An 18564-nucleotide genomic window follows, 5' to 3' on the forward strand; every position below is an offset into this window, starting at 1 on the left:
GCGCTCATGCTGAGGGGACTTTACGATTGGACGATGCGGATGGCGGCCAGCAAACGGGCGCCGTGGGCGCTTGCGGCCGTTTCGTTCGCCGAGAGTTCGTTTTTTCCGATACCGCCCGACATTATGCTGATCCCGATGGTCCTGAGCGACCGGCGGAAAGCGTGGTGGTATGCGACGGTGGCGACCGTCGCATCCGTAATCGGCGGCATTCTCGGGTACGCCATCGGGTACTATTTCTTTGAGGCGGTCGGACTGCCCATCCTGAAGTTCTACGGTCGTGAGCATGCGCTCGATAGCTTCATGGCCTTTGTGCAGGAGTATGGTGTCGAAGCGGTCATCATTAAGGGCGCGACGCCGATCCCTTACAAGGTTGTGACGATTGCGGCTGGCGTTGGCAAAATGAATCTCGGGGCGTTTCTCGGCGCGAGCATCGTTGCGCGGGCCATGCGTTTCTATCTGGTCGCCGGTCTCCTATATTTCTTCGGCGAGCCGATCCGCGCTTTCATCGAGAAACGCCTTGGGATGGTGATGACGGTGTTTCTCGTGCTGCTGGTCGGCGGGTTCGTGGCCGTCAAATACATCTTCTAAGTTGGATTGAAGTCATGGCGTTTGCAGCACGGTCGGCTCGGGGTACGGATTATCAGCTCGGCGCGCTGGCGCTATTTGGAGCGATTGCGACGATCCTGACGGCGCTCGGGTTTCAATACATTGGCGGCTACGTGCCGTGTATGCTGTGCCTGATCGAACGCTACGCCTATTACGCGGGAATTCCGGTTCTTTTCATCGCGTTGGTGCTGACGGCGGGCGGCTATCGGCGGATGGCCGCGCTGCTCTTCGTGTTGGTCGCTTTGGCGTTTCTGGCGAATACGGGGCTTGGCATCTATCACGCCGGAGCGGAGTGGAAGTTCTGGCCCGGCCCGAGCGCCTGTGGCGGTGGGGAATCCCTCACGTCGTCCGCCGGAAATCTTCTGAACGACATCCAGCACATCAAAGTCATCAAGTGCGATGAAGCGGCGTTGCGCTTCCTCGGCATCTCTTTTGCTGGCTGGAACGTCGTCGCTTCGGTGCTGCTGATGGCGGTTGCGTTCGGTGCGGCCTCGGCGGCTTGGACGCGCCGTAACATCTGAGGCGCGCCAGCGTTCCCAACGTCCTGACGCTTGTCCACAATTCTCAAAATCCATGAAAACGTTGATTTTGTTGCTGGCCTAATACTGTCAAGGCGATGTCGCGGTGAATATCACCGGTAAGCCGTGATCGCGCCTTCGCGTTGCCCGAATGTGACGGCTATTCTTGCTTCGTTCGCGGGGCACGGAACGAAACCCGAGCCGGCCCATGTGGATTGTGTGGATATCGTACCAGCGTTGGGAGCGTTCGTGGTGGCGTCTGCGTTGAGTTTGTCGAGTGCAATGCTTGGGACGAGTGACAGCAATCCATTGTCCGAGGCCCAGTCCGCACCATCTTTGAGTACGAGTGGCGTTGTTGCGTTTCGTAGGCGTTCGTTGCGTAGCGTGGTGTCTGTGTACGGACCGAGCCCGAAAGACGTTCTGTCCGAGACGTTTGCAAAATTTAGGCGAACTGCTTCGACAAACTCGTCAAAGCGTATGTCCTCGCGGTTCGCCCGCACTCCTCACGGAGATCGCTCTTTCCCGGAGCGGACCTCTAACGGTTTTGAGGCAAGTGCGCGTTCACCTGATTGGGGATGGCGTCCAGTTGGAGACGTCGCGGGCGATGTGGTGCGAAACGCCATGGTCGCTGCGGCTCTCGCAAAGGCGCAGTGAACCCCTAAGTCGAGCGTTGAGTATCCGGTCGCGTATGCGTCGAGTTTTAAGAGTTGGGAAAAAGGATTTCGGAGAGCGCTGGCTTTCCAACGAGTTGGCAGACGCACGGAGCGTGATTGGAGTTAGCCCTCAATCGAGACATCATGTGACACGGTCTCGCGTAGTGATGTCACAGCGCTCTGTGTGTCTGCCGCCATCGTTAGAAACGCTGAAGCTTCGGTAATCGTTCCACGAATTTCGGTTTAGCGGAGTGCGAAGACAATGACCCCCTCGGTTCCGGAACACGTCAGCCCCATTCAGTGGCATCAGGCCATTGCGGTGAGCCGCGAGCAGTGCGCCAGGATCTTTCGCGATGGCGGCGCGCCGAGCGACGCGCTGGTCGCATTCGGATTGAAATGCGAAGACGGCGCCGACTCCGATTGGGAGCGCGTGGTCGATCTCGTTGCCGCCGAGCTTTGCGCCCATCCGATGGCGCGGGCCGCTTAAGATCGGGCGACGGCCGTACGTGCCCAAATGTGGTGGCCGGGCGTGACCCGGCCATGCGAGGGCGCGGAAGGCTACGGCTCGAGTTCGGTATCCCAGTAGAGATAGTCGAGCCAGCTTTCGTGCAGATAGTTCGGCGGGAAAAGCCGGCCGTTGCGATGCAGTTCGAAGACCGTTGGCCGATATGGCTCGTGCGCCGGGAACATGCCCGCGGCGCGCGGCATCAATCCGCCCTTCTTCAAATTGCACGGTGCGCAGGCGGTGACGACGTTGTCCCATCGCGTCTGGCCGCCACGCGAGCGCGGAATGAGATGATCGAACGTCAGATCATTCCTGTCGCCGCAGTACTGGCAGGCGAAGCGATCGCGCAGGAAAACATTGAAACGCGTGAAGGCCGGATAAAGCGCCGGTTTCACGTAGGTCTTCAGCGAAACGACACTCGGCAGCTTCAGCTCGAATGACGGGCTTCGGACGTAGCGTTCGTATTCCGAGACGATATTTACGCGGTCCAAAAAGACCGCCTTCACCGTGTCCTGCCAGCTCCACAGGGACAGCGGGTAGTAACTGAGCGGCCGGAAGTCGGCGTTCAGCACAAGAGCCGGACAATTGTCCGGTATTGTCACGTGAGCATTCACAGTCGCGCAAACCTCGCGGTTTTTCGATCCGTCGAATCGCGTCTTGGCCCCACTCGGACGCCGGGATACTAGCCGCGCGTATCAGTTCTGTGAAGCATTCGAGCCCATCTGTCGCGGAAATGATTTTTCCGTTATATTTCAGTTATTTATTTGTTTTTGTCCGGATCGGCTTTTGGGCTTTCCCCAGGAGAGCGCGGCGCGCGAAGGCGTAATCGGCCCATAACAGCCGGGCGGCGACGGCGCGTGCGGGGCGCCAGCGATCGGCGATTCGTTCCAGTTCCTCGGCCGTGGGGCGGTTTTCAAGCTTGAAGTGGTGCTGCGCGGCAAGCTGCAAGGCGAGATCGCCCGGCGCGAATGCGTCGCGGCGGCCCAAAGCAAAAAGAATATAGATGTCGGCGGTCCAGGGGCCGATGCCATGGATCGCGGTCAGACGTTCGACGATGACGAGATCATTGGCGGCGTTGAGGGCTTCGAAGTCGAGGCCGTCGTCGAGGACAGCGCGCGTCAGGGCGCGCAGCGTGCGGATCTTGCCGTCCGAAAGTCCAAGCCGTTTGAGGTCGCTATCGCTCGCCGCTTGGATTGCATCAGGCGTGAACGGGAAAAGCGCTTCGGCGACGCGTGTCCAGATGGCAGCGGCGCTCTGGGCTGAAAGCTGTTGCCCGACGACGATTTTTGCCAGTCCGGAGAAATCGGCGGGAAAATCCCGTGGCGGTGGAAGGCCGGTGCGTTTCAATATGCGCGACATGACCTTGCATTGACCGGCGAGCATAATCGCCGCTGCCTTGAGCTGGCGTTCGGTCGTTACGGTCGCATGGCGGCGAGGGGTCAAACGCGTTGTTCCGGGAAGGATTTGCCTCATTCAATTCGCGGGCGATCTTATCGCGCAATGCGGAGCCGGCGAAAAGAGGACGTGGAAAATGACACGGATTGCTGGAATTCTATTGGCGGCGCTCTTTATCGCTTTGCTGATTTCAGACAGTGCGGCAATGCGATTCTGAGGCGTCACGCTTTCGCCATGGCGAGGTTCGACAAGTTTTGGAATGACACACGGAGGCATCTCAGATCAGTGAGTATGGCGCCGACGTAAGACGTGCATGGCAATTGCAAGCATGCCGATCTTTCCGCAAAAGGTGACCATCCGTCTATCGAAGATTTTCAAAACTTCCCTGATCTCCGGCCGCCTTTTCGGTGCATTCAGATCGTGTGCCGGTGAAATTGCTTTGGCATAATAAGTGTCGCGTTCTCTGAGGGTAAGTTCAACAGTTTGGATCGTAGTTGAGGTCATGATTTATCAGTCTGCTGAGTGGAATGCCGGTCATTGTGTCGTTGACGCGCGTTTTGTGAGCCGAAGCGCGTGATGGCCTCGGTTACGCGTTTCGCGCCATCACCCAACGGTCTTTTGCACGTCGGGCACGCGCTCTCTGCTATCATCGCGCACGACACGGCACGGCGGAACGGCGGACGCTTTTTGCTGCGCATCGAGGATATCGATCTCGAACGCCGGCGGCCCGAATTCGTCACGGCAATCTTCGAAGATCTCAATTGGCTTGGGCTGACGTGGGAAGAGCCGGTGCTGGTGCAGTCGGAGCATTTCTCCGAATACCTTGCGGCTGCTGATCGGCTGATTGCGATGGGCTTGCTCTATCCGTGTTTTGCAACGCGCAAGGAAATTGTCGTTGCGGCGGATCCGACAAAAACCGATCCCGATGGCGTTCCGCTTTATCCGGGAATTTGGCGTGGTGCTTCCGCCGAAATAGTTGGTGAGCGGATGGCTGCGGGAGAGACGCCGGCGCTTCGTCTCAACATGGAAGGCGCGTTGCAGGTTCTGAAATCGAAACGCGGCGATGAGCCGTTGACGTTCGTCGAGGTTGAGGATGACGGTTCGCAGCGGACCGTTGTGGCCGATCCGGCGCGCTGGGGCGATGCCGTGATCGTGCGCAAGGAAGTGCCTGCGAGCTATCATCTTTCGGTCGTCGTCGACGATGCGCGGCAAGGCGTGACGCATGTTACGCGCGGACAGGATTTGCTGGCGGCGACCGATCTGCAGCGTCTGCTGCAAGAGTTATTGGATCTGCCGCAGCCGGTCTATTCGCATCATCGGGTGATCCGATGGGCCAACGGGCAAAAACTTTCGAAGTCCAATCAGGATATGGGGCTCCGGGTGCTGCGCGACGAAGGGGCGACAGCGGACGATATCCGGCGGGTCATTTTCGAAGTCTGATCGTGCCGTAACGTTTTTGTGGCCGTTGCGATATGGCGAAGCGTGTTCCGGGGCGGAATTAAATTCCCTAAGGCGCCAACTTTTTTGATTCGGCGCCGGTGCCATATTTCATTGCCGCGTTTCCGGGTCGTATTCCGCGCCGAATTCGTGCGCGATATTTCCCTTATTACTCTTAAGATTCAAAAATAATCGAAAAGCAAATTGGCCCCTCCTTGTAACTTTGGCCAAATCACGTCAATTTTAATCGTTCTCTAATCTATCCACCGGATTCTCGCATTTATGGCAGAAACATCGAAAATTGTCGGTGCCAGATTATCCGTCGCAATTGCGCACGGACTTGCAATCGTCCGTCAATTCGTCATTTGGGCCTTTGCGGACGTCCCGGAAACGGTTGAAGTTCGCAGGCCGGTCGAGCCGCGCCGGCTATCGCTTGCCGATCAATGGAGCCGACTGTCCGACATCGTGATCGGGGCGGCGCAGCAAGCTGAAACAGCGACGCGCTGCCATGCCTCTGCAACCCAGCAGATCGATCTGGCGCAATATGCTTTGTCGTCTTTGATCGATGAATTGTCGTCCGTCATGGATATGGGCGATCGGGTTCGCCGTCGCGCGACGGTGCATGTGTTGGGTGTGGCGCCGATGCCGGCGCTGCGGCCGATCGGCGGCGCAATCGCTGCTTAAACGCTTCACGCAAGACGGCTTTCGGCGTTGGTCCTGGGTTGATATGGGTAGTTCGACTGCCCGCATTTCAGGATCGAGACAATCTCCGTGGCCGATGACCGCTCATCTCTTTCAGCAATAGCAACGCCAAATCTTGGACCGGCGGCGCGTGCGCGGGGCGTGATTGCGGGGCTTTTGTCGGAGCCGTTGGCGGCTGGGCTTTATCTGGTCGCGACGCCAATCGGCAATCTCGGGGATATCACGCTGCGTGCACTGTCGGTGCTGGCGCGGGCCGACATCATTTATTGCGAAGATACGCGTCATTCCGCGAAGCTTTTGCAGCATTATGGCATTGCCACGCGGACGCGGCCATTTCACGACCATAATGAAGAGCGCGAAAGCGCGCGCGTTATTGACGAACTCAAAGCCGATAAGCGCATTGCGATCATATCGGACGCCGGGACGCCCCTGCTTTCGGATCCGGGATTCAAACTTGTGCGCGCTGCGGCGGCGGAAGACATTCCAGTCGTCGCTATTCCCGGCGCGTCGGCGCTGCTGCCAGCGCTGACAACCAGTGGTCTGCCGACGGATGCATTCTTCTTCGCGGGCTTTTTGCCGCCGAAGCAGGCGGCCCGGCGGGCGCGGCTTGCGGAATTATCGGCCATTCCTGGCAGTCTCATCTTTTATGAAGCGCCTCACCGTGTCGCGGAGACGATTCCGGATATGGCGCGTTTGCTCGGTAGCCGAGACGCCGTCATCGCCCGCGAACTGACGAAGCTGCACGAGGATGTTCGGCGCGGCACTCTGGCGGAGCTTGCTGAGGCAACTCCAATGGAGGGCCTCAAGGGCGAGGTTGTCATTGTCGTCGGGCCGGAGCAGGCTCAGGCCGTTAGCGACGAGACGTTGACGGCGCGGCTGGCGGGGGCTCTTGAGGTTATGAGCCTCAAGGATGCCGCCAAAGCCCTGGCCGACGAATTTGGGGTTCCGAAAGCGCGGGTTTATGGGCTTGGGATCAAGGCGAAAGATGAACTAAAGGCGAAGGACGTGGGACGATGAGTTCGAACGTCAATGATGAGCTTCGGCAGCGGCTTGAGCGCAAGCGGCGGCACCATAGTGGTGTCAGGGCCGAGACGATCGTTGCGGCGGTCTATATGGCGACCGGGCATCGCATTTTGGGCCGCCGGTTCAAGACCCCGGTCGGGGAAATCGACCTGATCGCGATCAGGAAAAACCGGGTGGCTTTCATCGAGGTCAAACGGCGGCAGACAACCGAAGAAGCCGAAGACGCCATTACGCTGACGATGCGCCGCCGGGTGCGCCGCGCGGCCGACCTCTGGCTGGCGCGCAACCCGCAATACCGCGAGCACGACGTCGGTTTCGACCTGGTGTTCGTGCTGCCCTGGCGCTTTCCGATTATCATGCGGGATGCACTTTGAGACAAAAAAAAGACCCGCCGAAGCGGGTCTTTAAGTGATTGAACGTGAAGTGCAGGGACCGTCATCGTCTAGGAACGCGCGAGCGCGATAGATTTGCGCTGCATGTTGATGAACGTTTAGCTGGTCGAGCCTGAACGTAATTTGAACGGCGCTCGATCCCTTTGTTCATCCCTCCGGAAGCCGGCCGGGCCGCGAAACGCCCGAAATTCAGGCTCCTTGCGAAAATGTAATGCGGCAACGCGCCCTCTTGGCGCACTGTTGAAGCCTTGCAGAGTGCATGTTAAGGACAGCCCGGCTTTGGAAGGGGGCTGCTGGTGGGTTCCGGCCCCGGCGCTCTTTTTTTGTCAAAGGCCTTTCCTTGGAGCGGGCGCAATTTCGGGCCTTTTCGTGCCCCGCCCTCTATGCGCCCGAAGGCGCGAGGTGAGAGCGACGTGGCGACGGACGAAACAAGCGTGGACGGAGTGGCCGGACGATATGCGTCGGCCTTGTTCGAGCTGGCTAAGGAAAGCTCGAACATCGAGGGGATCGAAAGCGATCTCGTAAATTTCCAATCGTTGCTCGATGAAAGCCCGGATCTGGTGCGCCTTGTGTGCAGCCCGGTGATCGCCGCCGACGATCAAGAGAAGGCGATGGCCGCCATTCTCGACAGGGCAGGCATCGGCGGCTTGACCGCGAACTTCCTGAAGCTCGTGACCGCCAATCGGCGCCTGTTCGTCATTCAGGACATGATCAAAGTTTATCGCTCGCTCGCTGCCAAGGCGCGCGGCGAAATCACGGCTGAGGTCACCAGCGCGTTTGCGCTCAACGACGAGCAGATCTCGGCTCTTAAAGAAACGCTGAAAGCTTCTGTCGGCAAGGATGTGACGCTGCAGTCGCGCGTCGATCCGAGCATTCTCGGCGGCCTGATCGTCAAGGTTGGCAGCCGCATGATCGACTCCTCGCTCAAGACCAAGCTTCAGAACATGAAGACGGCGCTGAACGGAGCCGGGGCTTAAGGCCTGACAGTTTCGCTGCTGGCTGCGAGGCCGGCGGTGTCACCGCAAGGTTTGCACTTAACAAATTGGCATAAGGGGCCGGACCAGGCTCCGTAAATGGAAACGACCAGGGAAGAGGTCTCAATGGAAATCCGGGCCGCAGAAATTTCTTCGATCCTGAAGGATCAGATCAAAAACTTCGGCAAGGAAGCCGAGGTTTCCGAAATCGGCCAGGTGCTGTCGGTCGGCGACGGCATCGCACGCGTCTATGGTCTCGACAACGTCCAGGCGGGCGAGATGGTCGAGTTCCCCGGCGGCATCCGCGGCATGGCGCTGAACCTCGAAGCCGATAATGTCGGCGTCGTTATTTTCGGCGACGATCGCACGATCAAGGAAGGCGACACCGTCAAGCGGACCGGCGCCATCGTCGAAGTTCCGGTCGGCAAGGGGCTTCTCGGTCGCGTCGTCGATGGTCTCGGCAACCCGATCGACGGCAAGGGCCCGATCCAGTTCGAGAAAAAGATGCGCGTCGACGTCAAGGCGCCGGGCATCCTGCCGCGCAAGTCGGTGCACGAGCCGATGGCGACGGGTCTCAAGGCCATCGACGCGCTCATCCCGATCGGCCGCGGCCAGCGCGAGTTGGTCATCGGCGACCGTCAGACGGGCAAGACGGCCGTCGTGCTCGATACCTTCCTCAACCAGAAGCCGCTCAACGCAGGCAACGACGAAAGCGCGAAGCTTTATTGCGTGTACGTTGCCGTCGGCCAGAAGCGCTCGACGGTTGCGCAGTTCGTGAAGGTCCTGGAAGAGCGTGGCGCGCTTGAATATTCGATCGTCGTTGCTGCGACCGCGTCCGATCCGGCGCCGATGCAGTACCTCGCGCCGTTCACCGGCTGCACGATGGGCGAATACTTCCGCGACAACGGCATGCACGCCGTGATCGCCTATGACGATCTCTCGAAGCAGGCTGTCGCTTACCGCCAGATGTCGTTGCTGCTGCGTCGTCCGCCGGGCCGCGAAGCTTATCCGGGCGACGTTTTCTATCTCCATTCTCGTCTGCTCGAGCGCGCCGCTAAGATGGGTGACGCTGCCGGCAAGGGGTCGCTGACGGCGCTTCCGGTTATCGAAACGCAAGCCAACGACGTGTCGGCCTACATTCCTACGAACGTCATCTCGATCACCGACGGCCAGATCTTCCTTGAATCGGATCTCTTCTATCAGGGCATCCGTCCGGCCGTGAACGTCGGTCTGTCGGTGTCGCGCGTCGGCTCGTCGGCGCAGACGAAGGCGATGAAGCAGGTTGCCGGCAAGATCAAAGGCGAGCTTGCACAATATCGCGAAATGGCGGCCTTCGCGCAGTTCGGTTCGGATCTCGACGCCGCCACGCAGAAGCTGCTCGCACGCGGCGCCCGCTTGACGGAACTTCTGAAGCAGCCGCAGTTCTCGCCGCTGAAGATGGAAGAGCAGGTTGCGGTGATCTTCGCGGGTACGCGCGGCTACCTCGATGCCATTCCGGTGTCGGCTGTCGGTAAGTTCGAAGAAGGCGTTCTCGCCGGGCTTCGCTCTGAAAAGACGCTGCTTGAGACGATCGCGAAAGAGAAGGCTCTGTCGGCAGACTCCGAGAAGAAGCTGGTCGAGTTCCTCGACAAGTTTGCCAAGGGTTTTGCAGCTTAATCGGGTTCCTTGAGGAGAACGCCCGATGGCGAGCTTAAAAGATATGCGCAACCGCATCGCCTCGGTGAAGGCGACGCGGAAAATCACGAAAGCCATGCAGATGGTTGCGGCGGCGAAGCTGCGCCGCGCGCAGGAAGCCGCAACTGCCGCCCGGCCCTACGCCGAGCGGATGGCCACCGTGCTCGGCAGCCTGGCTTCGAAGGTTGCGGACAAGAATGGCGCTTCGCCACTTCTCGTTGGCACCGGCAAGGATCAGGTGCATCTGCTGATCGTCATGACGGCGGAACGTGGTCTATGCGGCGGTTTCAATTCGAACATCGCCAAGCTAGCGCGTTCAGATGCGAACCGTTTGATCGCCGCGGGCAAGACGGTGAAGATCATGACGGTCGGCCGCAAGGGCGCCGACAACCTGCGTCGCGATCTCGGCCGCAACATTGTCGAGCGCAAAGACTTTCAGGGTGTGCGTCAGCTGACGTTCGGGCATGCCGAGGGCCTCGCGAAGCGAGTGCTTGAGATGTTCGAAGCCGGCGAGTTTGACATCGCAACGCTCTACTTCTCGGAGTTCAAGTCGGTTATCGCGCAGAAGCCGACGGCGCTGCAGCTCATTCCGGCAACCGTGCCTGAGGCGGCACCGGACGCTGCGAAGGGCGCAGGCGCCATTCACGAGTACGAGCCGAGCGAAGAAGAAGTCTTGGGCTTCCTGCTATCGCGCAATATCTCCACGCAGATCTTCCGCGGTCTGCTCGAGAACTCGGCATCGTTCTATGGTGCGCAGATGACCGCGATGGACAACGCGACGCGCAACGCCGGTGACATGATCAATAAGCTGACGATCGCTTACAACCGTCAGCGTCAGGCAAACATCACTAAGGAATTGATCGAGATCATCTCCGGAGCGGAAGCGGTCTAGGGCGAGGTAGATAGATCATGGCCTATGTAACGCGTGCAACGACGAAGGGCGGCCGGGACGGCCGCGCAGTTCTCGAAGAGGGCAAGCTCGCTCTTGCGATGGCGCTGCCGAAGGATCTCGGTGGATCGGGTGAAGGCCATAACCCCGAGCAGCTGTTTGCGCTCGGGTGGTCGTCTTGCTTCGGTCAGGCGGTTCTGCTGCTGGCCAAGAAGCACGGACTCGACGGTCAGGCCGCCAAGGTTACGTGCGAAGTTGAACTCGACAAAGATGCGACGAGCTTCGGCCTCAAGGCGCATCTGACGCTCGCGATTCCTGGCGCCGATAAGGACAAGCTGCAGGCGCTGATCGAAGAAGCGCATCAGATCTGCCCGTATTCCAAAGCGACACGCAACAATATCCCGGTGACGCTCTCGGTCGCCTGAAACAATTCCGCTGGAGATAAAAATGGCTAAAAACGTAGGGAAGATTCACCAGGTGACGGGTGCCGTCGTTGACGTGCATTTCGCCGACAAGCTGCCGGAAATTCTGAACGCGCTTGAGACCACCAACAACGGCAATCGTCTGGTTCTCGAAGTCGCGCAGCACCTTGGTGAAAACACCGTGCGCACGATCGCGATGGACTCTACCGAAGGCTTGGTCCGCGGCCAGGAAGTCACCGACATGGGCGCTCCGATCTCGGTTCCCGTCGGCGACGAGACGCTCGGGCGGATCATGAACGTTATCGGCGAGCCGGTTGATGAAGCCGGTCCGATCAACAGCAGCTCGGTGCGTGCTATCCACCAACCGGCGCCGACGTTTGAAGATCAGGCAACGGAAGCACAGATCCTCGTCACGGGCATCAAGGTCGTCGACCTGCTCGCTCCTTACGCGAAGGGCGGCAAGATCGGCCTGTTCGGCGGCGCGGGCGTCGGCAAGACGGTTTTGATCATGGAGTTGATCAATAACGTTGCTAAGGCCCACGGCGGCTACTCGGTTTTCGCGGGCGTCGGCGAGCGTACGCGTGAGGGCAACGATCTTTATTACGAAATGATCGAGTCCAACGTGAACAAAGACCCGAAGAAGAACAACGGGTCGGCTGCCGGTTCGAAGTGCGCTCTCGTTTACGGTCAGATGAACGAACCGCCGGGTGCGCGTGCACGCGTCGCTCTTTCGGGTCTGACAGTCGCCGAGCACTTCCGTGACCAGGGCCAGGACGTGCTGTTCTTCGTCGACAACATCTTCCGCTTCACGCAGGCGGGTTCGGAAGTGTCGGCGTTGCTCGGCCGCATTCCTTCGGCGGTTGGTTATCAGCCGACGCTGGCGACCGACATGGGCGCCCTGCAGGAGCGCATCACCACGACGCAGAAGGGTTCGATCACGTCGGTGCAGGCCATTTACGTTCCGGCCGACGACTTGACCGACCCGGCGCCGGCAACCTCGTTCGCTCACCTTGATGCGACGACCGTTCTTTCGCGCTCGATTGCTGAAAAGGGCATCTATCCGGCGGTTGATCCGCTCGACTCGACGTCGCGCATGCTCGATCCGCGCATCGTCGGCGAAGAGCACTACGCCGTTGCCCGTAAGGTCCAGGCGATCCTGCAGAAGTACAAGTCGCTGCAGGACATCATCGCGATCCTTGGCATGGACGAGCTTTCCGAAGAGGATAAGCTCACCGTCGCGCGCGCTCGTAAGATCGAGCGTTTCATGTCGCAGCCGTTCCACGTCGCGGAAGTGTTCACCGGCTCGCCCGGCAAGCTCGTTCCGCTCGCCGATACCATCAAGGCGTTCAAGGGCCTCTGCGACGGTGAGTACGATCACCTTCCCGAGCCGGCGTTCTATATGGTCGGTTCGATCGACGAAGCGATCGCGAAGGCAGAGAAGCTCGCGGAAGCGGCATAACAATAAGGCTGAGCGTTTTCGAGCGGAGGACCCGTCCGAAGGCGCCGCCAGGAGAAAGAGTTCATGGCGGAAGCCGGAAAGACGTTTGGAAGCTGCTGCGAAGAGCTGAAAGAAGCTCTTGAAGGCGGCGACTTCGAGCCCTTGATCACGGTCGGGCCCGATGAGGTCATCTACATGACTGTCGGGCTCGTCGATCTCGAAGAAGAAGAGCCGGGTCTGGTCGATCATCCGCTTTTCTTCTGCCCGTTCTGTGGCACCAAGCTGCAGACGCCGGAAGAGGTGAGAGCCAAAGCCGGCGCCGAAGACGACGGCGAAGAAGAGCCGCGCCAGGCTTGATGGCGCCAAAATAAAAAACGACGGCATTAAATAGGTCGAACGCCTTCGAAGGGTCGGAAATCACCATGGCAGGCACATTCAGGTTTGAACTCGTCTCGCCCGAACGGGTGTTGATGTCGGTCGACGCCGAGCAGGTGGTCGTGCCTGGCACAGACGGAGAGTTCACGGTTCTCGCCGGTCATGTGCCGGTCATCTCGACGCTTGTTCCGGGCGTTCTCGATGTTACGGCCGGCAGTGTGCACAAGCGGCTCTTCGTTAAGTCGGGCTTTGCGGAAGTCGATCCGGCGCGCCTGACGGTTCTGGCTGAAAAGGCCTATGACGTCGACGAGATGTCGGCGGCGACGATCGCTGCGGAGCTCAAGACTGCGGAAGCGGAACTCGCCGCCGCAAAGGACGATGATGCGAAGCGCATGGCCGATACGCTCGTCGGTGAGCTGAAGCGGCTTTCGCCGCAGGCTTAAGCGGCGCGCTCAGACACGATCTATAACTGAAACTCAAAGCGCTTCTTGCAGGCTGGGACGATCTCAGCCTTGCGAGGAGCGCTTTGTCATATCTTAGATCGCCGACCGGTGCGCCATGGTTCTGATGGGTCAGGCCTTCAGGCAGCGCTGTCCGTCGGTTGTTTCCCGTCAGGGTTGGTCCTCTCCTGTCCGTTTGTCGATCCGGAACGAGCCGACATAGCGGGCTGCCTTGCTGCCGACGCCGTTTGGCAAAGGCGCGGCGTTGGTTTGAATTTCGTTGCCATCGCTCAGCGTCATGGCCTCAAGCGCAACGGACCTCTTGGTGAAGGACTTCCAGGCGACCGGAATTGCGTGCAGGTCCGGGCCGACCTGCCAGGCGAAGACATCGTATTTCCCGGAGCATGTTTCTGACGCATCGCAGCCTTGATCAGCTCTTGCGCGGTTTTGGGATCTAAGGGGATCGTCATCAGAACCCCCGGACGCAAGTGGCGCCATGCGATCGGAGCGTCCTCGTGCCTCTCGAGCGGGGGTGGCTCGGTTCGGCATTTTTGGGCACGGCGCCTCCGAGCGACAAATTGGATGGCAAATTTCGTTCAAATCAGGTGTAGTTTTGCCGAGTTCTCAACACCGGTTCGATCGTCACTGAAAGCTATATCTAGGTGTGTTACCCAGGCCGCGGATGTCCTGCGGCCAACTGGCGTTGGGCAAATTGTCCAATTTTGCTTCAACCTGTGCGCGTTTAGCGGGAGATCAGGGGAAGCTCTGTCGATAGGACGCGACCTGCCTTGAAACGTTTTTATATATTCGCTCTGTTGCCGTTTCTTGCCCTTCTGGGCGGCTGCAACGCAATCGTGCTCAATCCCGCCGGCGATATTGCCATCCAGCAGCGCGATCTCGTGATTATCTCGACCGTTCTGATGCTCTTGATCATCGTTCCGGTCATGGCACTCACGGCGTGGTTTGCCTGGCATTATCGAGCCTCGAACACGAACGCGCGATATGAGCCGAACTGGTCGCATTCGACCCATCTTGAGCTGATCATCTGGTCGGCACCGCTTCTGATCATCATCTGCCTTGGCGCCGTAACGTGGATGGCGACGCACATGCTTGATCCGTGGCGCCCGCTCAACCGCACCGGCCCGGACAAGGAAATCTCGGCCACCGCAAAGCCGCTTACCGTTCAGGTCGTCGCGCTCGATTGGAAGTGGCTGTTCATCTATCCAGAACAGGGCATCGCGACCGTGAATGAAATGGCGGCTCCCGTCGACCGGCCGCTCAATTTCAAAATTTCTGCGTCGTCGGTGATGAATGCGTTCTACGTTCCGGCGTTGGCCGGCATGATTTACGCGATGCCGGGCATGCAGACCCAGCTGCACGCGGTGATCAACAAGGCGGGCACCTATAAGGGCTTCTCTTCGAACTATAGCGGCAACGGCTTTTCGGAGATGCGGTTCGACTTTCTGGCAATGGACGATGCCGGCTTCGACAAGTGGGTGTCGGACGTCAAGGCATCGCAGACCGGCAAGCTTGGCCGGACCGAGTATCTTGATCTTGAGCGTCCCAGCGAAGCTGTGCCCGTCAAGAAATTCTCGAGCGTCGATCCGCAGCTCTTCGATCTGATCGTCAACATGTGCGTCCAGCCCGGCAAAATGTGCATGCACGAAATGGCAGCCATCGACGCCAAGGGCGGGCTTGGGCTCGCGGGCAACAACATCGTGCAGTCTCTCGAGTACGACAAGTATGCACGTCGCGGCGATGGGCCGGTCGTGAAGAAGTCGTACGTCGCAAGCGTGTGCACGAAGACGGCGCCGATGGGCATGGATGCGCAGGCTGCTGCCGCAGTCACGCCTGTCAGCTCGACGCCGCTCGTCGGGGCCGGGCTGCCGCAGCCGGGCATGTTCCAATCGTTTGCGCGAAAGCCATCAAATTCCTGAGCCGTCGGGCTCCTGACCGGGATAGTTTCCAGAGATGTTCGAAAACTTTGACCTTCAGAAAGCGATATTCGGGCGGTTGACGCTCGAATCTATTCCCTATCACGAGCCGATTTTGGTGATGACGTTCATCGGCGTCGCTATCGGCGGTGCGGTGGTTCTGGGCGCCATCACCTACTACAGGCTGTGGGGCTACCTCTGGCACGAATGGTTCACGAGCGTCGATCACAAGCGGATCGGCGTCATGTATATCGTGCTCGGCCTGGTGATGCTGCTTCGCGGCTTCGCCGACGCCATCATGATGCGCGCGCAGCAGGCCATCGCCTTCAATGGCAACGAGGGCTATCTGCCGGCGCACCACTTCGACCAGATCTTCACGGCGCATGGCGTGATCATGATCTTCTTCGTGGCGATGCCGCTGGTCACGGGTTTGATGAACTATGTCGTGCCGCTGCAGATCGGCGCGCGCGACGTCGCCTTCCCGTTCCTCAACAACTTCAGCTTCTGGATGACGGTTTCGGGCGGCGTGCTTGTCATGGCGTCGCTGTTCGTCGGTGAGTTCGCGCGGACCGGGTGGCTCGCCTATCCGCCGCTTTCGAACTACGCCTACAGTCCAGATGTCGGGGTCGATTACTACATATGGGCGCTGCAGATAGCCGGCGTCGGAACGCTTCTATCGGGCGTCAACCTGATCGCGACGATCGTGAAGATGCGTTGCCCCGGTATGACGATGATGAAGATGCCGGTCTTCACCTGGACCGCGCTTTGCACCAACGTTCTGATCGTGGCGGCCTTCCCCGTTCTGACGGGTGTGCTGGCCCTGCTCTCTCTCGACCGGTACGTCGGCACGAATTTCTTCACGAACGACTTCGGCGGCAACCCGATGATGTACGTGAACCTCATCTGGATCTGGGGCCATCCCGAAGTTTACATTCTCGTGCTGCCGGTGTTCGGCGTGTTCTCCGAGGTGACCGCGACGTTCTCGGGCAAGCGCCTCTTTGGCTACACGTCGATGGTCTACGCCACGGTCTGTATCACGATCCTGTCGTACCTCGTCTGGCTGCATCACTTCTTCACGATGGGCTCGGGCGCTAGCGTCAACTCGTTCTTCGGCATCACGACGATGATCATCTCGATCCCGACGGGTGCGAAACTCTTCAACTGGCTGTTCACGATGTATCGCGGCCGGATTCGCTTCGAGCTGCCGATGATGTGGACCGTCGCGTTCATGCTGACGTTCGTGATCGGCGGCATGACGGGCGTCCTGCTCGCAGTTCCGCCGGCGGACTTCGTGCTTCACAACAGTCTCTTCCTGATCGCGCATTTCCATAACGTGATCATTGGTGGCGTCGTGTTCGGCTGCTTTGCGGGCATCGCGTACTGGTTCCCGAAGGTCACCGGTTTCAAGCTCGATCCGTTCTGGGGCAAGATGTCGTTCTGGTTCTGGGTCTCGGGCTTCTACCTCGCCTTCATGCCGCTCTACGTTCTTGGCCTGATGGGTGTGACCCGCCGCCTGCGCGTGTTCGACGACCCGTCGCTGCAGATCTACTTCGTCATCGCGGCGTTCGGTGCGTTCCTGATCGCACTCGGTATCGGTTCGTTCCTCATCCAGCTCGCCGTCAGCATCAAGAACCGCGAGAAGCTGCGCGACCTCACCGGCGATCCCTGGAATGCACGGACGCTCGAATGGTCGACGTCATCGCCGCCGCCGGTCTACAATTTCGCCTTTACGCCGGTCGTCTACGATCACGATGCGTGGTGGGACATGAAGGAGCACGGCTATAAGCGGCCGATGGGAGGCTTCAAGCCAATCCATATGCCGAGGAACACCGGAGCCGGTGTCATTCTCGCCGGTCTTAGCTTCATCACCGGTTTCGCTTTGATCTGGTACATCTGGTGGCTGGCCGCCGTTGGCTTCGTTGCGCTACTGGCGACCGCGATTGATCATACCTTCAACTACAATCGGAGCTTCAACATTCCGACGCAGCAGATCGTTGAAACCGAGAGCGAGCGCACTCAGCTCCTTCAATCGGTGGGGGCCTGAGCGATGACGACAATGACGGCAAGTGCGTCGGCGTCCGGGGCCGGAGAGGCAAAGGAAACGCGCCCCTTCTACGTGGCCGATGAGCACGAGCACGGTGACGGTGGCAGCACCCAGCTGGGCTTCTGGCTCTACCTGATGAGCGACTGTCTCATCTTTGCGGTGCTGTTCGCGACTTACGGTGTGCTTGGCGGCAATTTTGCAGCCGGGCCGTCGCCGAAAGATTTGTTCGACCTGCCTCTGGTGGCAGTCAACACGTCGATGCTGCTGTTCTCGTCGATCACGTATGGCTTTGCTGTGCTTGAGATGCAGAAGAACCGCAAGCAGGGCATGCTGATGTGGCTGGCGATCACGATGGCGTTCGGCGCCGCGTTCATCGGCATCGAGCTGTTTGAATTCACGCACATGATCCTCGAAGGCGCGACGCCTCAGAGAAGCGCATTCCTCTCGTCGTTCTTCACGCTCGTCGGCACGCACGGCCTGCACGTGACGTTCGGCATCATCTGGATGATCACGCTGATGGTTCAGGTGACGAGGTTCGGCCTGAATGAGCCGAACAAGCGCCGCATCCTATGCCTCAGCATGTTCTGGCACTTCCTCGACGTCGTCTGGATCGGCGTTTTCACCTTCGTTTATCTTATGGGAGTGCTGCGATGAGCACGGACGCGCACGCCAATCACGGACATGCCGCGCATGGGCATATTGCTCCTGGCGGCGGTCATGACGATCACGGGCATGGCAGCGGCCATCCCGAGTCGACGCTCAGCGGCTATCTGACGGGCTTCGTTCTTTCCGTCGTCCTGACGGCCATTCCGTTCTGGCTCGTGATGTCGGGCGCGCTCGGAAGCAAGGAAGCGACGGCCATCTCGATCCTGGCTATCGGTGCGGTCCAGATCGTCGTCCACATGATCTACTTCCTGCACATGTCGCCGAGTTCGGAGGGCGGTTGGACGCTGATGGCGCTGATCTTCACGGTCGTCATGGTCGTCATCACGCTGACCGGCTCGCTGTGGGTGATGTATCACCTGACGACCAACATGATGCCGATGGATCCGAGCCAACTGCCGTGACATCCGACGCCGGCGGGCGCGGGGGACGAGAAGCGGCGCCCTCGGGCGCAACGGAGTTCAATGCGGATGCGCCGGG

Annotated in this window: 21 protein-coding genes; 18 read left to right on the plus strand and 3 right to left on the minus strand. The window is 59.5% G+C overall.

Annotated elements, in window-relative coordinates:
* The first annotated feature begins 6 nt into the window (after positions 1-6).
* From HYP802_RS0101790 to HYP802_RS0101805, 3 genes are all read left to right on the plus strand, one after another.
* A complete protein-coding gene (locus HYP802_RS0101790; RefSeq protein ID WP_013950306.1) occupies positions 7-588 on the plus strand; it encodes a YqaA family protein in 582 nt (193 codons plus the stop codon).
* A 14-nt stretch (positions 589-602) separates the two neighbouring features.
* Complete coding sequence (locus tag HYP802_RS0101795) at positions 603-1127, plus strand: disulfide bond formation protein B (RefSeq protein WP_024275024.1); 525 nt, start codon at positions 603-605, stop codon at positions 1125-1127.
* Positions 1128-2039: 912 nt separating this feature from the next.
* Complete coding sequence (locus tag HYP802_RS0101805) at positions 2040-2264, plus strand: hypothetical protein (protein ID WP_013950309.1); 225 nt, start codon at positions 2040-2042, stop codon at positions 2262-2264.
* Positions 2265-2335: 71 nt separating this feature from the next.
* Here the strand turns inward: HYP802_RS0101805 and HYP802_RS0101810 are convergent, their stop codons facing one another.
* Both HYP802_RS0101810 and HYP802_RS0101815 read right to left on the minus strand, forming a co-directional pair.
* Positions 2336-2884 (minus strand): HNH endonuclease, encoded by a 549-nt coding sequence (locus HYP802_RS0101810; protein ID WP_172636521.1) that lies wholly within the window; start codon positions 2882-2884, stop codon positions 2336-2338.
* A gap of 154 nt (positions 2885-3038) precedes the next feature.
* The gene (locus HYP802_RS0101815; protein WP_029670699.1) at positions 3039-3725 is read right to left on the minus strand and encodes a hypothetical protein; all 687 of its coding nucleotides are present in this window, start codon (positions 3723-3725) and stop codon (positions 3039-3041) included.
* A 528-nt stretch (positions 3726-4253) separates the two neighbouring features.
* Here HYP802_RS0101815 and gluQRS point away from each other — a divergent pair.
* From gluQRS to HYP802_RS0101880, 11 genes are all read left to right on the plus strand, one after another.
* Positions 4254-5117 (plus strand): tRNA glutamyl-Q(34) synthetase GluQRS, encoded by an 864-nt coding sequence (gene gluQRS / locus HYP802_RS0101830; RefSeq protein WP_013950314.1) that lies wholly within the window; start codon positions 4254-4256, stop codon positions 5115-5117.
* A gap of 279 nt (positions 5118-5396) precedes the next feature.
* The gene (locus HYP802_RS0101835; RefSeq protein WP_013950315.1) at positions 5397-5798 is read left to right on the plus strand and encodes a hypothetical protein; all 402 of its coding nucleotides are present in this window, start codon (positions 5397-5399) and stop codon (positions 5796-5798) included.
* A gap of 87 nt (positions 5799-5885) precedes the next feature.
* Positions 5886-6833 (plus strand): 16S rRNA (cytidine(1402)-2'-O)-methyltransferase, encoded by a 948-nt coding sequence (rsmI, locus tag HYP802_RS0101840; protein WP_013950316.1) that lies wholly within the window; start codon positions 5886-5888, stop codon positions 6831-6833.
* Positions 6830-7213, plus strand: a complete 384-nt coding sequence (locus HYP802_RS0101845) for a YraN family protein (protein WP_013950317.1) — start codon at positions 6830-6832, stop codon at positions 7211-7213. Before rsmI ends, HYP802_RS0101845 begins: the two co-directional genes overlap by 4 nt.
* 431 nt (positions 7214-7644) lie before the next feature.
* Positions 7645-8208: a F0F1 ATP synthase subunit delta gene (locus HYP802_RS0101850; protein ID WP_024275026.1), complete on the plus strand. Its 564-nt coding sequence runs from the start codon at positions 7645-7647 to the stop codon at positions 8206-8208.
* 123 nt (positions 8209-8331) lie between these two features.
* Complete coding sequence (gene atpA / locus HYP802_RS0101855; protein ID WP_013950319.1) at positions 8332-9861, plus strand: F0F1 ATP synthase subunit alpha; 1530 nt, start codon at positions 8332-8334, stop codon at positions 9859-9861.
* 25 nt (positions 9862-9886) lie between these two features.
* Positions 9887-10771 carry a F0F1 ATP synthase subunit gamma gene (locus HYP802_RS0101860; protein ID WP_013950320.1) on the plus strand — a complete coding sequence of 295 codons (885 nt, stop codon included), beginning with the start codon at positions 9887-9889 and terminating at the stop codon, positions 10769-10771.
* 17 nt (positions 10772-10788) lie between these two features.
* Positions 10789-11193, plus strand: a complete 405-nt coding sequence (locus HYP802_RS0101865) for an organic hydroperoxide resistance protein (protein WP_013950321.1) — start codon at positions 10789-10791, stop codon at positions 11191-11193.
* 22 nt (positions 11194-11215) lie between these two features.
* Positions 11216-12649: a F0F1 ATP synthase subunit beta gene (gene atpD, locus HYP802_RS0101870; RefSeq protein ID WP_013950322.1), complete on the plus strand. Its 1434-nt coding sequence runs from the start codon at positions 11216-11218 to the stop codon at positions 12647-12649.
* Positions 12650-12712: 63 nt separating this feature from the next.
* On the plus strand, positions 12713-12985 hold the full coding sequence (locus HYP802_RS0101875; RefSeq protein WP_013950323.1) for a hypothetical protein: 273 nt from the start codon (positions 12713-12715) through the stop codon (positions 12983-12985).
* A gap of 65 nt (positions 12986-13050) precedes the next feature.
* On the plus strand, positions 13051-13446 hold the full coding sequence (locus HYP802_RS0101880; RefSeq protein WP_013950324.1) for a F0F1 ATP synthase subunit epsilon: 396 nt from the start codon (positions 13051-13053) through the stop codon (positions 13444-13446).
* A 168-nt stretch (positions 13447-13614) separates the two neighbouring features.
* Here HYP802_RS0101880 and HYP802_RS23445 read toward each other — a convergent pair whose 3' ends face one another.
* Complete coding sequence (locus HYP802_RS23445; protein WP_013950325.1) at positions 13615-13941, minus strand: hypothetical protein; 327 nt, start codon at positions 13939-13941, stop codon at positions 13615-13617.
* A 290-nt stretch (positions 13942-14231) separates the two neighbouring features.
* Between HYP802_RS23445 and cyoA the strand changes: the two genes are divergently transcribed.
* The 4 genes from cyoA to cyoD are packed head-to-tail and all read left to right on the plus strand — an operon-like array spanning position 14232 to position 18488.
* Positions 14232-15380, plus strand: coding sequence for a ubiquinol oxidase subunit II (gene cyoA, locus HYP802_RS0101890; RefSeq protein ID WP_013950327.1), 1149 nt, complete (start codon positions 14232-14234; stop codon positions 15378-15380).
* A 34-nt stretch (positions 15381-15414) separates the two neighbouring features.
* Positions 15415-17421, plus strand: a complete 2007-nt coding sequence (cyoB, locus tag HYP802_RS0101895) for a cytochrome o ubiquinol oxidase subunit I (protein ID WP_024275027.1) — start codon at positions 15415-15417, stop codon at positions 17419-17421.
* Positions 17422-17433: 12 nt separating this feature from the next.
* A complete protein-coding gene (gene cyoC, locus HYP802_RS0101900) occupies positions 17434-18075 on the plus strand; it encodes a cytochrome o ubiquinol oxidase subunit III (protein WP_024275028.1) in 642 nt (213 codons plus the stop codon).
* Positions 18072-18488 carry a cytochrome o ubiquinol oxidase subunit IV gene (cyoD, locus tag HYP802_RS0101905; RefSeq protein WP_024275029.1) on the plus strand — a complete coding sequence of 139 codons (417 nt, stop codon included), beginning with the start codon at positions 18072-18074 and terminating at the stop codon, positions 18486-18488. The genes cyoC and cyoD overlap by 4 nt, the downstream gene beginning before the upstream one ends.
* The last annotated feature ends 76 nt before the right edge of the window (positions 18489-18564 follow it).

The organism is Hyphomicrobium sp. 802, assembly GCF_000526135.1.
Taxonomy (GTDB): domain Bacteria; phylum Pseudomonadota; class Alphaproteobacteria; order Rhizobiales; family Hyphomicrobiaceae; genus Hyphomicrobium_B.